11 protein-coding genes, 1 tRNA gene and 1 pseudogene are annotated in these 12,893 nt (G+C 41.5%); 8 read left to right on the top strand and 5 right to left on the bottom strand.

Annotation, left to right across the window (positions count from 1 at the left end; translation table 11 throughout):
- Positions 1-520: 520 nt before the first annotated feature.
- Positions 521-1,774 carry an adenosylhomocysteinase gene (locus tag DYY65_RS03430; protein ID WP_162476582.1) on the top strand — a complete coding sequence of 418 codons (1,254 nt, stop codon included), beginning with the start codon at positions 521-523 and terminating at the stop codon, positions 1,772-1,774.
- Between the two features lie 105 nt (positions 1,775-1,879).
- Positions 1,880-1,954 (top strand) — tRNA-Val (locus DYY65_RS03425).
- A gap of 11 nt (positions 1,955-1,965) precedes the next feature.
- Here DYY65_RS03425 and DYY65_RS03420 read toward each other — a convergent pair.
- The 3 genes from DYY65_RS03420 to DYY65_RS03410 form a co-directional block, all read right to left on the bottom strand.
- A complete protein-coding gene (locus DYY65_RS03420) occupies positions 1,966-3,738 on the bottom strand; it encodes a DUF2070 family protein (RefSeq protein WP_162476581.1) in 1,773 nt (590 codons plus the stop codon).
- On the bottom strand, positions 3,735-3,902 hold the full coding sequence (locus DYY65_RS03415; protein ID WP_162476580.1) for a preprotein translocase subunit Sec61beta: 168 nt from the start codon (positions 3,900-3,902) through the stop codon (positions 3,735-3,737). Before DYY65_RS03415 ends, DYY65_RS03420 begins: the two co-directional genes overlap by 4 nt.
- Before the next feature lie 122 nt (positions 3,903-4,024).
- On the bottom strand, positions 4,025-4,396 hold the full coding sequence (locus DYY65_RS03410) for an Sjogren's syndrome/scleroderma autoantigen 1 family protein (protein WP_162476579.1): 372 nt from the start codon (positions 4,394-4,396) through the stop codon (positions 4,025-4,027).
- Between the two features lie 249 nt (positions 4,397-4,645).
- Here DYY65_RS03410 and yciH point away from each other — a divergent pair, with 249 nt between their 5' ends.
- Positions 4,646-4,954 (top strand): stress response translation initiation inhibitor YciH, encoded by a 309-nt coding sequence (gene yciH / locus DYY65_RS03405; RefSeq protein ID WP_162476578.1) that lies wholly within the window; start codon positions 4,646-4,648, stop codon positions 4,952-4,954.
- Between the two features lie 101 nt (positions 4,955-5,055).
- Here the strand turns inward: yciH and DYY65_RS03400 are convergent, their stop codons facing one another.
- The gene (locus DYY65_RS03400) at positions 5,056-5,970 is read right to left on the bottom strand and encodes a transcription initiation factor IIB (RefSeq protein WP_162476577.1); all 915 of its coding nucleotides are present in this window, start codon (positions 5,968-5,970) and stop codon (positions 5,056-5,058) included.
- Between the two features lie 261 nt (positions 5,971-6,231).
- Between DYY65_RS03400 and DYY65_RS03395 the strand changes: the two genes are divergently transcribed.
- The 4 genes from DYY65_RS03395 to DYY65_RS03380 all read left to right on the top strand — a co-directional run bounded on the left by DYY65_RS03395 (position 6,232) and on the right by DYY65_RS03380 (position 11,560).
- Entirely contained in the window at positions 6,232-6,561 is a 330-nt protein-coding gene (locus DYY65_RS03395) for a hypothetical protein (RefSeq protein WP_162476576.1), read from the top strand.
- A gap of 28 nt (positions 6,562-6,589) precedes the next feature.
- Entirely contained in the window at positions 6,590-8,998 is a 2,409-nt protein-coding gene (locus tag DYY65_RS03390) for an ABC transporter substrate-binding protein (protein WP_162476575.1), read from the top strand.
- A gap of 124 nt (positions 8,999-9,122) precedes the next feature.
- Positions 9,123-10,169, top strand: coding sequence for an ABC transporter permease (locus tag DYY65_RS03385; protein WP_201449299.1), 1,047 nt, complete (start codon positions 9,123-9,125; stop codon positions 10,167-10,169).
- On the top strand, positions 10,166-11,560 hold the full coding sequence (locus DYY65_RS03380) for an ABC transporter permease (RefSeq protein WP_162476574.1): 1,395 nt from the start codon (positions 10,166-10,168) through the stop codon (positions 11,558-11,560). Before DYY65_RS03385 ends, DYY65_RS03380 begins: the two co-directional genes overlap by 4 nt.
- A 64-nt stretch (positions 11,561-11,624) precedes the next feature.
- Here the strand turns inward: DYY65_RS03380 and DYY65_RS03375 are convergent, their stop codons facing one another.
- Positions 11,625-11,990, bottom strand: a complete 366-nt coding sequence (locus DYY65_RS03375) for a Mov34/MPN/PAD-1 family protein (protein WP_162476573.1) — start codon at positions 11,988-11,990, stop codon at positions 11,625-11,627.
- Between the two features lie 238 nt (positions 11,991-12,228).
- Between DYY65_RS03375 and DYY65_RS03370 the strand changes: the two are divergent.
- Positions 12,229-12,893: pseudogene (locus DYY65_RS03370) on the top strand (NOP5/NOP56 family protein); the annotation flags it as partial.

Below are 12,893 nucleotides of genomic sequence, written 5' to 3'. Positions count from 1 at the left end.
CATTAAATAATTATTAATACTCCAAATAATAAACGAATCGTTTGAGGTCAAGTTGCGAAACCTAATAAAAAAATTTGATAATCGTTCGCATGTAGTATGGAGCATTTGTAAGAGATCAAGTAATACTTAACCGAATAGACTTACTATTCATACTGCAAAGTAGTTATGAGTCCGCCTTGATTGGCACAATCCGATCCCCTTATATGACACAGACATGGGAATATTTGTATGAACAAAGCGCATTCATGCTGGCTACCTCTCTTCAGCACGCAAACAGGTATAGAGTGATCATAACAGATTAAGTGCGTTGGCTATTTAATCAGAACCTATCCCTCATATTACACTACAACGGATATGCCAGAAAACTGCTTAGGCTTTTCACTTGTAAAAAAATTCGCAGGCAAAACAGATGCCATACATTATGTGTATTCTAGTTGCCAAGGGTGTTACGCAGACGTGACAAAGTCCAGTCATAGACCGTTCAGCATCCTTAAAGTATAGGGAAGTTTGATCTTTGCGTATGTCTAACAGAATAAAAGATGTTACACTGTCCAAGGAGGGAAAGAAAAAGATAGACTGGGCTGAGGCTCATATGCCTGTCTTGATATCTCTAAGAAAAAAATTCCAGGCCACAAAGCCCCTTGATGGTGTGAGAGTTGCGGGATGCCTACACGTAACAAAGGAGACTGGCGTACTTATCAGAGTTTTGCGTGCTATTGGTGCCAATATCGCTTGGTGTGGATGTAATCCGCTCAGCACTCAGGACGATGTGGCTGCTTCATTAGCAGCCGATGAAAACATTTCAGTTTTTGCGAGGAGAGGCATTTCGAAAACAGAGTACTATGAAGACATTCACTCTGTGATTAGCACTGATCCTAATGTCACAATCGATGACGGGGCTGATCTGACTGTGGAAATGCATAAAAAAATGAATGGAAAATTTACGATTTTCGGAGGAACTGAGGAAACGACTACTGGAGTAATTAGACTACGCGCCTTGCAAGCCTCTGGTAAGCTGAAATATCCTATTGTGGCAGTCAATGACGCGGAAACTAAGCACGACTTCGATAACGTTTATGGCACAGGTCAATCAGCGCTAGATGGAATTATCAGGGCAACAAATATTCTCCTTGCGGGTAAAAACGTTGTAGTTGCTGGATACGGACACGTCGGCAAAGGCATAGCGAGGCGAGCTGCAGGAATGGGAAGCAACGTAATTGTGACCGAGGTAGATCCAATAGCCGCACTGAAGGCAAAATTAGACGGGTTCCATGTGGCTAGAATGGATAAGTCTTCTCAAATTGGAGATATTTTTATAACAACGACTGGTTGCAAGGAGGTAATATCGAGAGACGATATTTACAATATGAAAGATGGTGCAATCTTGGCTAATGCTGGCCACTTTAATGTTGAAATCTCGCTTCCATCACTTGAAGCACTTTCAACTAGATCTAACCGCATTAACGAACATACGATGGGGTATGATTTGAAAACCGGGAACAAAATTTATTTGATTGGTGAAGGAAGGTTGGTGAACCTAGCAGCCGCAGAAGGTCACCCCTCAGAAGTCATGGACATGAGTTTTGCAAATCAATTGCTTTCAACAATTAGACTAGCAGAATCTGAAGGCTCATTGGCACCACAGGTGTACGATGTGGAAAGATCCCAAGACAACGAAATTGCCCGCGCCAAACTGGAGTCTATGGGAGTTCAAATCGATACGCTTACAAATGAACAAAAAACATACTTGGAGGGTTTTGGTGAGGGCACATAACACGCTTCAATGAGTTACTGTTAATATAATGGATGCGATTCAACCTATCTTGGAAATTAGGCTATAAGACTAAGCAGATCTCAAGTGACATGCCCTCTGGCGGTAGGATGGGTGGTCTAGCCTGGTTAGGATACCTGTCTCACACACAGGTGATCGAGAGTTCAAATCTCTCCCCATCCACCTGGACAAAATTAGGACAGAACCAGCATAATAACAAAGTATGCAGCGGTGATCGCAAGAAATGCTTTGGTTAAATTCATTGACTTGTTTAGAGCTGAAGCATAGTCGTCAAACTGACGATTTCCCATTACCTTAATTGTAGAGCTAGATCTTAACAATTCGAAGTTTGCAGAGGCAGCCTTGTTAAGTGAATTTACAGACAACTGACGAAACAATTCAGCGATCATCTCATGATCGCTTGTATTACCGAATGCATAGTATCCTTGACTCGTTCTTTTCCCAGAGGTTGAATGAGTATCGGATGTGCAAATTTCCAGTGCTCTGATACCTGCTCGTGAAAGCTTGGAAATAATAAAATCTCGGAGATTGTTCTCCATATTGTTTGAGTCTGCCCATCCTATAACATATTTGTCATTGTTGATTTCTAAAGCAATTATTGCCAAACCTGATCGTCCAAGTTCGTCGGTTAACGATGTCCTATCACAAGCGATTTCATCCAAGTTTGCAAATCCCACTTTGAAGTGGTATCTTGGCGCTTTGATCAAATTTTTCAAACAAGTTTTAGCTGCACACAGCATATTCTGATAATCCGAATCATTTAGTTCTCCTCCCATCGCGTTATGACTATCGACGACTAATAACTGTCTTAGTCCTATTTCAGAAGAATATCTTTCCAAGTCTGAACGGACGCTTTCAGGAACGTCTTCCATGCCCAAGGGTGCCATGGAAAGGATAATAATTCCTGTATCCCCAAAAATTATTCCCGTTGATATACAATTTCCAACCTTGATCTGCAAAGGCACGGACGCGGTGGTGGATCTGTCTGAGGGCATTGTCTGAGCAAGGCTCCGAATGTACTTGTTTGCCCATAATTGTGATGGGATATTTCTCGAATGACCAGAGACGCTATGTAGGATTAGAGCACACCTTAAATAAGCTGAATATAACAGATACGGCAGGTTGCTACCACCTATTGGATGGAACGGCCCAGGATGTACATCTGGAAGTACTATGAAAGCATTTGTATTCCCAGTACTGAATTTCACAATATTGGTAGTAACGACTTCTTTTTGAGCACGCGATTCCATGATTGCTTCCATAGTTTGAGGATTACTTTCAGTCCAAGCGGCTATAAATGCTTGAAGAACCTTAAAGGTACTAGTCAGCTCAGGACATCCAGCTTTATCAGCAAGTTTGGACCAGACCAAGGCCAAGAAAACAAACACTGACCCTAATGCAACTCCAATTGCAATTGAGACTGGTGATGTATAGAAAGACGCTGGCATGAATGCAATTAGCAGTATAAAAGGCTGAACAAAAGATACAAGTATAGCTTGAGTAACATTTGCGCCAAATACCGATCTGAATAGTCCTATACGCATGCCAACTGCTAACATCATACCCTCTATGAAATAGATTGATGGAGTACTAGTCTTGGAAAAAATAGTATGGGAAACCGATCCAAAAACTGCGGTCAATGTCCATAACATCAGTGCAAAAGCTGAAACATGAAAATACTTGGGTAATTTGCTAACCAAGCTTCGTAAGGCCCACCGGTCAAAAAGAACTGATCCGGTTGCTGCGGATATCCCCAATGCTAAATGAATCGCTAAATCGGTTGTACTTGTCTTAAATCCCCATAGACAGGACAACACTACTAGTATACAAGATCCTATTAATGAGATAAGATAAGACAGCTTGTACGAGGAAGGATTAATCCTAGTTAGAGACCATCTTCTATGGATAACTGTGACACTATTAGATTTCGAGCTAGTGTAAGTCATCCAACTGGGAAGAGGATTCTTATCAAGATAGATACACCAATTAGAGCACCGGTAACGCCAAGCACAATCTCTGGCCTTATCTTAATCCCTTTGGTCTCATCTTCAAAGAATCTCAACAACCCCGCACTCGAAGCTGGCAGAGGAGCATTCTTTTTCTTGCTCATTTGAGCTTTTTGGTGTTTGCCAGCTTTAAAAACATTCCGTCCTCGCTACTCTTGCTTTTCTTAGCGCCATGTCCTGAAACACGGAATGGTGCTCGCATACACGTAACCTGTGGCCTGTCAGCCTACACATCCTTTACCTGTCTCAATCCACTGAGAATCCTTAAGTACAGCTCGATAAGCTCTGCCAGGATTTTCTGTTTTGACAAGTCATTTTCTTGTCTCAGTGTTTGTAAGATGTTTACTAATTTTTCTTTGGATATCGCATCCATCATTTTTTTTATTGCATCGATTGACAAATCATTTTCGATAGGCGCTTGACCCGTATCATTTGCGGATATTTGATGTAGCTGACACTCGTTCACACATACGTTCTCATCTTGGAACCTCACTTGTAATCCAGAACATGAAGGACAAGGGTCATTGATGAGTGTTCCACCTTTTAGTAGCAAAGTTGCTGCATCTTTTAGATGATCTGAATTTGGCTTGCGCTTCATTGTATTTACTATAGCATAGCGATATCATCTATTTTAGGGTAATATTTTTACTTCCTAAGGCTTTCCATCGGCTTTGATAGACGTGTGAGAAATTCGCTGAGGCTTAAAAAATATTTAACAATGATTTTTTAGGATCACGAAGCAAGGTGATGTACTATATCCAGTTTTTGAAACCATTTATGCCGAATTAGGGCTGTAATGGAACCGGCAAGGCTTAATAGGAAGAATTGGGAAATACCTCATTAAAAGATGGCGGTTATATGTAAGAAATGTGGCTTGCCAGATGACCTTTGTGCATGTGGTGAACTAGATAAAGAAGATACAAGAGTCGTAGTCCGCCTAGAAACTCGGCGATTCTCAAAAACCACCACCATGATTGAAGGAATTGATCCGAAGCTAAGCGATATTCAGAGGATAGTTAAGGAATTAAAAAGCAAATTTGCTTGTGGTGGAACTGCAAAGGAAGGCTTTATAATGCTTCAAGGTGACCATAGGGGCGAGGTCAAGGGATATCTGGTTAAACTTGGCTTTAATGAAGCCGCAATTGAAGTTCAGTAATTGGATTTGAACCGCTTACGATTTTAGAGTTTGATAGTCTCGGCGGGTTCAAGTTTTTCCTAGCCCTTAAATGATTCAGAATAAAAAATACCTGGTCACATCTACAGTTTAAGATGAAGTTTTAAGCCCTTGTAACGATTGCGAATTGTAACTTCCGTTACCCCAGCTGCTTCTGCAACATCCTTCTGTGTCTTGTTCTCCCCGTTCATCACGCAGGCTACATATAGCGCTGCTGCTGCAAGTCCCATAGGATCCTTTCCTGCAGAAATCTTGCCTTCCTCTGCTCGCTTTAATATATCAAGGGCTTTACGTTTAGTCTTCTCTGAAAGACCAGCTTTGCTGGCAATCCTAGCAACACATTTCACTGGGTCGACCACAGGCATTTTTAGGTCGAGTTCTCTGATAAGTAGTCTGTAACAACGGGCAACGTCCTTTTTCTTAATGTTACTTGCATTAGCGATGTCTTTTAGCGTTCGAGGAGTCTCAGTATCTCGACAGGCTGCATATAGCGCCGCGGCTACCAATGCAGATATCGAGCGACCTCTAACGAGCCCTTTTTCCAGAGCCTTTCTGTACACATAGGCTGCTTTTTCAATAACTGCGTCACCTACAGCGAGCTTATCCTTTAGTCTGTCCAATTCACTGAATGCTTGTCTGAAATTGCGATCGACTGGTTCATGCACTTGGCTTCTGCTATCCCACGTTCTTAATCTTTCAATAGTGCTTTTCATAGAAGCAGACAAGGGCTTTCCAGAAGCATCTTTATCCACTGGGCCTATGATTGTGGCAAGGCCCATATCATGCATGGCTAGCGAGGTTGGGATTCCGGCACGGCTTCGATCTTCGTGCTCTTCTTTCGAGAAGGCACGCCATTCTGGGCCCATCTCCTCGATCCTTTCAGTAACAACAAAGCCACAATTGCCGCAAAACATTTCTCCGCTCGAATTATCAGTGACCATCGGTCCCTTTCCACACCTTGGACAGCGGTCACTAAACACCGATATGTCCCTTACCAATATACGTCCACCATGAAATATTTGATCGTAAAAGGAGCAAACTTATACATCTCATATATATATTTTTTTCTCTTATTTATGGATTACCATCGACACCTCAAACAGATTCTTTAGGTTGAGAGATATTTAGCAAAAAAGCGATAGATCCATAATAATGCTGTGCATATGTTAAAAAAAGTGTAAATCCTGCATGGACCTGATAGGTTATAGATAGTAGCGGCGAACAAATCTTAATTAAGGAATTGCGCAACAAAAAATAAGATGCATATTATAGGGAAAATACCAAGATGGCTTGTAGAAAAGGATCCATCATGGGAAAGAGTAAGTAGGACTGGGTCCAATCTCCCAGAATGGATAAAAAAAGGTTCTGACTTGATGGCTAAATGTGGACCCGCCGATTGGTATTGCGAGATTACTATGGCAGATAGATACAATAGTTTCTTTTCGAGCGAAAGTATACCAAATCCGGGTGCCGTCAATTCGTCAAATTCGCCAGAATCAGACTTGAAAAGATATCTCTCAAGCAGATATTTGAATCCAGGATTTTACACCAATAGCTTAGGCCTACCCAGGACTCGCAAACTCTGGTAAAGCGCTATATCATCTAGGGGCTGGCCTCATGGGCGCATTGCTTCTGAGTAGCATCTTTATCACAGGACTATTGATCGCAGTTTTTTCGAACTCAGGTTTAAGTGCGAGAGCTCTAATTAAAGGCCCATTTGTAAATGAGGTTAGATTTATTCAATATTTAGATGACAATGTTGCATTGCAGGATGTTAAATCTGGAATTTTGGATGCCTATTTTTATAGAATTCCATTAGAAGCTGTATCTGGCATAAAGACTGATCCTCACTTAAAGGAATATGACAGGATAGCAGGCTCTTACGGTCTTTTGTTCAATCCGGCGCCCTCGAAGGATATCAATTCCATCAATCCATTTCAGCTTAAAGAGGTTCGATACGCACTGAACTATTTAGTGGACCGTGGCTTCGTTGTTAATGAGATACTGAAAGGCTATGGCACTGAGATGGTTGACCCATTCGGCATCTATTCTCCAGAGTATTTGAACGTGTTAAGTGCGGTAGAATCATTCGGATTTAGATACAATCCGCAGGTCGCTGAAAAAATGATTTCGGATGCCTTAACAAAATTTGGGGCTTATAGTCAAAGTGGTAAGTGGTTTTTTAGGGGAAGTCCCATTACTGTCAAGATTCTGATTAGGAGTGATGATTTGCAAAGGCTATCAATGGGAGAACTTGTTGCATCTGAACTTCAAAATGCCGGATTTACTGTTCTAAAAGACTATGGCGATTTAAACAAAGCAAACTCTGTTATTTTAGGAACCAATCCCCAAGACTTCCAGTGGCAGGTTTACACAGAGGCTTATGCTGGAACGTCGGCATTTGTGAAGTATAATCCGACAGTAACTGCGCAAATGTATGCACCATGGAACGGAAATATGCCAGGCGGACAAAACCCAGCCTTTTGGAATTATCACAATGGCACATTAGATAATATTACACAAAGAATAGCTTTTTTCAAGTTTTCTTCTCAGAAACAGAGAAACGAGCTAGTCAAAAATGCAACTATAGACGGCATCCAAGAATCAGTAAGAATATTTGTGGCTCAGAATACTGAGCCTTTTGTTGCATCATCTTCTCTAAAGGGGCTGGTTAACGACTTTGGTGCAGGCATCCCAAGCAGATTCTCCCTAATTAATGCCATGAGTCAAAAAAATGAAAGTATGTTAAATATTGGGGTCAAGCAGGTTTACCAAGGGGCATGGAATAATGTTGAAGGATGTAAAGATGTCTACTGCACCGAAATCTACTCGGCTTTATCTGACAGCGGCACCTTCAGGAATCCGTATACAGGCGATGTGATACCTATGCGTGAACAATGGACGAATATTTCCACAAATGGCCCAGTAGATAGGCTTAAAGTTGCACCCGATGCCGTCCTCTGGGATCCCTTCTCGCAGCATTGGAAATCAGTGGGCAAAAACGCAACATCGATGAGTAAGGTAACTTACAAGATTCTCTACTCCAATTGGCACAATGGAATTTCGATGGATAAGTCGGATTTGTTGTACACCCAATATTTTCTCCTACAGTGGGGAACGAATACAGGGAAGGGGGATCTTACCGTTGATCCCGAGTTCAGATCGCAAGCACAGGCAGCTATCCCACTTGTGAAGGGGTTGAGGTTTGTTGGGCACAACGAAGTAGAATCATACATCGATTTATGGCATTACGATAAGAAAGAGATTGCTGACTCTGGAACAATCTGGCCCGCTGAGCCATGGGAAATAACAGCAGCTACGGAGAGGCTGGTCACTGAAGGTAAGCTAGCTTATTCGAGGGGACAGGCAACAGCGAATAATGTAGATTGGTTGTCTCTTATTATTCCGACGCATGCCCAGTCGATAAAAGAAGAACTTGAAAAAATGAAAGCAGAAGGGTATGTTCCACCTCCACTGAGAGGCAACGTAAGTGTAGCAGACGCCACGAAACGTTACGATGCAAGTATTAAATGGATCACTGTCCATGATAATGCGGTTATAGGCAACGGGCCATTCTATTTGGACAGTTACAATCCTGCAGGTGGAGTAATCACAATTAAGGCTTTTAGAGATCTTTCATATCCCTTTCCCCAAGCCTACTGGGCTTCGTTTGAGACTCCGAAACTTGCATCCATTCAGAGAATAAATTCACCCTCATTTGTAACGTTGGGACAGCCGGCAGCGGTTAATATGTCAGTGGCTGTAGGAACGGCACCTAGCAATAATGCTGATGTAAATTATTTCATATCAAACAAAAATGACAAAGTGATTCTACAGGGTACAGCAGAGGCGTCAAGACCTATTGGAACATATGTCATCCCTTTGCAGGGAAACAAGACCTCTTTATTTTCAGCTGGCCCTAATACCTTCAAGATCTTTGCAAACAGCAAGCAGGCATTTAAGCCTGATATCTATACTGGGACCTTAATAGGAATACCTGAGTTCATTTCCAAATCTACTAGATGATCTGTTATGGTCGACTGTAGTATTTGGATTAGATTAACGCTCTGGACGTTTGGTATGACGTGCATAAAAGAACAAATGAGAGAATCATAGGCAAGATTGTGAGACCTCCTGGATTGAGATCGTAATGACTAGAATTCACTATTTCCTGGTCAAGAGAACCATCAATATGTTGGTCGTTATCTTTGCTACCCTTGTGCTAACGCAAGCATTGCTAGGATCCACAACCGATAAGATCTTAACTGAAGCAGTTAAAAACGATCAAATCAACGCCTTAAACCAAGGGAATTTAAAATTCCGAAGTTTGGATGAACGTCAGCATTATGTTGATACGCAAATACAACTCAATATCAAAGCTCTAGGTCTGAATGAACCTTGGTACTCTCCGACTCGGTTCGTTAACACTATATTAAAACTTGCAGTTTTAGATCTTGGCCAATCACATTTCTTTACCAGCGATTCAGGTTCTTCTAATGTTAGAGATATAATCCTGGAAAAATTGCCCCGGACTATATTACTCTTCACGTCTTCGACTGTGATTATAACTGTTATTGGTCTATTCATAGGCGGACGTCTAGCAGATAAGCCTAGCTCTGCCTGGGATAAAATGAACGCATTTCTTGCGGTCTCAAGCAGCAGTTTTCCTTCATGGTGGGTTGGAATGCTTATGATCTTTGCATTTGCTTTTGTGTATCATATTTTCCCTGCTCGGTCTACACCTCTGTTGCCTCCTTCCGACCCCTACTATATCTTTAATTTGTTGTATTGCATGATATTGCCTCTTGTCACGATTGTCATCATGGGCTTCAGCTCTTGGGCATATATTGTTAGGTATTTCATGGCAGGCATCTTGAGAGAGGATTTTATTTTAGCCAAGAGTGCGATGGGGATACCCAAGAAAAAGGTTGTTTACTCTCATGGCTTAAAAAATGCTGCACCTCCAATAATTACTTCGATAGCTCTGGCCCTGGCCTCATCATTCGCTGGTTCAATTATAATCGAGGCAGTATTTGATTGGCCAGGGATGGGCAAGTTGTACTACGATGCTATAGGCGTGATGGATATACCTATAATAATTGGAATTACTTATGTATCTACTTTGATTTTTGTAGTTACCATATTTATTACTGACTTGATTTACGCCTATCTTGATCCTAGGGTCAAAGTCGGATGACAAAAGAAATTCTGTCAGCAAGAAGAACTGCTCTTTGGGATTTCTTTCATTCCAAGACAGGAGTAATAGGGGTCGTCATACTGCTTATTTTAATTTGCATGACATTGTATGCAGTGACTTCAGTGCCATTACAGTCGTTCCAGCAATGGAACAACCCTGCTTACTGGATCGATTATCCAAAGAATGCTGCTCCAGCCTGGACCAACTTTTTGAAGTTTGGTCAGAAGATGCCTGAACATATCATCCTTACGCAAAAGCAGGCGTCAACGACGACTTCCTTTGACCACGGTATAAGTACTGTAACACATACCTACACTGTAAATTATAACTACGGTTCACCTCCTACTGACTTCATGATACCATATAGTGCCAAATATGGCCAGACGCCGCCAGTTCTTCGTATCGATGTTATGAGACCTGATGGTAAAGATTTTCTGATTTACGATTCTGCACTGCCGCCATCACTTATCGGAGCAACTCAGAATGAATATAACAACAGAATCTTCTCTACAGATAGTTTAATCACTCAAAATCTTGGCGTATATGAAAGGTTATTCAACTACCTTCAGGACAAAACGATGCCCCAAGTGATGATCTTTTCAAAAACAACTTATCCGGCAGTGCTAAATGGAGTGTATAAATGGAACGAAAGGTTCTATTTGTTTAGCAGTTCGGACACAGTGGAGACTACGGGCTTGATCCTTGGTGGATCTGTGTATGGACCAATGGGCACAGATGAACTTAGGAGAGATTTAGCTGTCGGCATTTTTTGGGGAGCCCCTGTTGCCCTATTTATAGGATTAACTGTCTCCCTTGCATCAGTTCTTATTGGATTGATATATGGCATAGCCGCCGGTTATAAAGGAAATAGGACTGACGAAGGATTAATGAGGATAAATGATTTCTTTTACTCAGTGCCTGCACTGCCAATTTTGGTGATTATGTCGGTACTCATTGGAAGGAGCATATTCCTTATCGTTGGCTTCCTGATAATCTTTGGCTGGATCGGGACAGCAAAGATTAGCAGAAGCTTGGCTTTGCAAATAAAAAACCTCAATTACATAGAGGCGGCCAAACTAATGGGAGAATCTGATATTAAAGTGATATTTAAGCACATTATACCCCAGCTATTACCTCTTACTTTGGCGAGCATAGCTCTTGCAGTCCCCGCAGCCATTCTAACTGAGGCAGCACTCAGTTTCTTAGGACTCGGGGACCCCTCAATACCCACGTGGGGGCAAATTCTACATCAGGCAAATTCCGCAGAAGCTGCAGCAAGAGGGCTTTGGTGGTGGATCATTCCTCCGGGACTGATGATTGCTCTTACAGGCTTGGCATTCGCACTTATTGGAAATGCAATAGAATCGATAACCAACGTTAGGAGCAGATAGACCCACACTTGTTACTCGCCATTTGACCTGAGAATGGACTTGAGCGCAAAATCACGGCAGCGCATCAAGCATCAATGATTTCTAGATGCAGCGGCTTTCCATTTCTATCAAATGCACCTATTGTTTCGTATTCATAGGGGTAACATATGATTATAGATACAACTCCATAGTAGTTATTGAGATCTTCAAGCGATGGGTTATTAGAACCCCCAGGATGTGAATGAGCAGTGCCAACATAAGACAGATCGAATGGTAAATCGTATGTAGGGAAGCCAGAGTAGTATGGCCCGTGTGTGGAAAATGGTGGAATGACCAAGCCCTCAATTACAACTTGTTGCCTCTTGCTTTTTCCCTTTAGAATTAAAATTCCTTCGTTTGGGTGGTAAGATTTAGAATAAGTAATAAGTCCGTCTGCAGTTTGTTTTGTCATTATCACCTTTCTTTCATCCGCAGTTGCTTTTTTTCCCTTAAAGAGAAACAATGGTACCTTACTGTTTCACTTCTTTATTTTAAGATTAGCTGGATTATTCAATTCTTTGTATCCAGAAGTATTGTATTCACAAGTGGTCAATTAACCACTCCCTGCTGAGAAATTTCCCAGAGATCTGAAAAACACAAGTTTTTTTGGCTAGCTTTTTAATAGCGCGATATAGAAGAGACAAATAAGAATGACGAATCAATGTCTGGTTGTCCTAGTTGAATTAGGTATAATCGCATTAGATGGATCAAGTAATGTGATTGCATCGCTTAAGTTTGACAACGCTGCCAAATCCAATCAACTAATAAGAACTGGAAAGACCCCTGATGATTTTGGTGAGCTGCTCAACAAGATTAGAGATATTGACGAAGTAAAGGTCAATGACCAACGACTAAATGGAATATTGATCTCCTCAGGTTTAAACAGCCAAATGATGACAACTGAAGAACTAGAAGAAATTCAGAGAGGGAAACAAGCATTACTGATACACAGTGGTTTTGCCAGCGACGAAAGAGATGTGATTCGCAGACTGAGAGATTTTGCCATTGAAATGTCGTCAGAAAAAGTGAAAGAGGAATCAACGAGGTTAGATTTGCATGTAGCCCAAGCGATTAATGCTCTTGATGAAACTGACCAAATTCTCAATACTGTAGGGGCAAGAATGAGAGAATGGTATGGATTACACTTTCCGGAACTTGACAATCTAGTTTCTAGTCTAACTACTTACGCGGAAATAATTAGAAAAGCTGGTTCTCGAGAGGACGTAACCAAAGAAATCTTGGTATCCATTGGGATTGAAGACAGAAAGGCGGATATAATCATTTCAGCTTGCAAAAGGAGTAGAGGAGGAATCAT

Origin of the sequence: Nitrososphaera sp. AFS, assembly GCF_009898475.1 — an archaeon.
Taxonomy (GTDB): Archaea; Thermoproteota; Nitrososphaeria; order Nitrososphaerales; family Nitrososphaeraceae; genus Nitrosopolaris.
Note: the sequence above shows the minus strand (reverse complement) of the source record. Positions and strands in the feature narration are given on the sequence as shown.

What these genes read in the sequence shown, in the direction of transcription:
- DYY65_RS03420 (WP_162476581.1), bottom strand. Translation starts at nt 3,738, where the DNA reads ATGACTTACACTAGCTCGAAATCTAATAGTGTCACAGTTATCCATAGA.
- DYY65_RS03390 (WP_162476575.1), top strand. Translation starts at nt 6,590, where the DNA reads ATGGGCGCATTGCTTCTGAGTAGCATCTTTATCACAGGACTATTGATC.
- DYY65_RS03415 (WP_162476580.1), bottom strand. Translation starts at nt 3,902, where the DNA reads ATGAGCAAGAAAAAGAATGCTCCTCTGCCAGCTTCGAGTGCGGGGTTG.
- DYY65_RS03375 (WP_162476573.1), bottom strand. Translation starts at nt 11,990, where the DNA reads ATGACAAAACAAACTGCAGACGGACTTATTACTTATTCTAAATCTTAC.
- DYY65_RS03385 (WP_201449299.1), top strand. Translation starts at nt 9,123, where the DNA reads ATGACTAGAATTCACTATTTCCTGGTCAAGAGAACCATCAATATGTTG.
- DYY65_RS03410 (WP_162476579.1), bottom strand. Translation starts at nt 4,396, where the DNA reads ATGAAGCGCAAGCCAAATTCAGATCATCTAAAAGATGCAGCAACTTTG.
- DYY65_RS03380 (WP_162476574.1), top strand. Translation starts at nt 10,166, where the DNA reads ATGACAAAAGAAATTCTGTCAGCAAGAAGAACTGCTCTTTGGGATTTC.
- DYY65_RS03395 (WP_162476576.1), top strand. Translation starts at nt 6,232, where the DNA reads ATGCATATTATAGGGAAAATACCAAGATGGCTTGTAGAAAAGGATCCA.
- DYY65_RS03430 (WP_162476582.1), top strand. Translation starts at nt 521, where the DNA reads ATGTCTAACAGAATAAAAGATGTTACACTGTCCAAGGAGGGAAAGAAA.
- yciH (WP_162476578.1), top strand. Translation starts at nt 4,646, where the DNA reads ATGGCGGTTATATGTAAGAAATGTGGCTTGCCAGATGACCTTTGTGCA.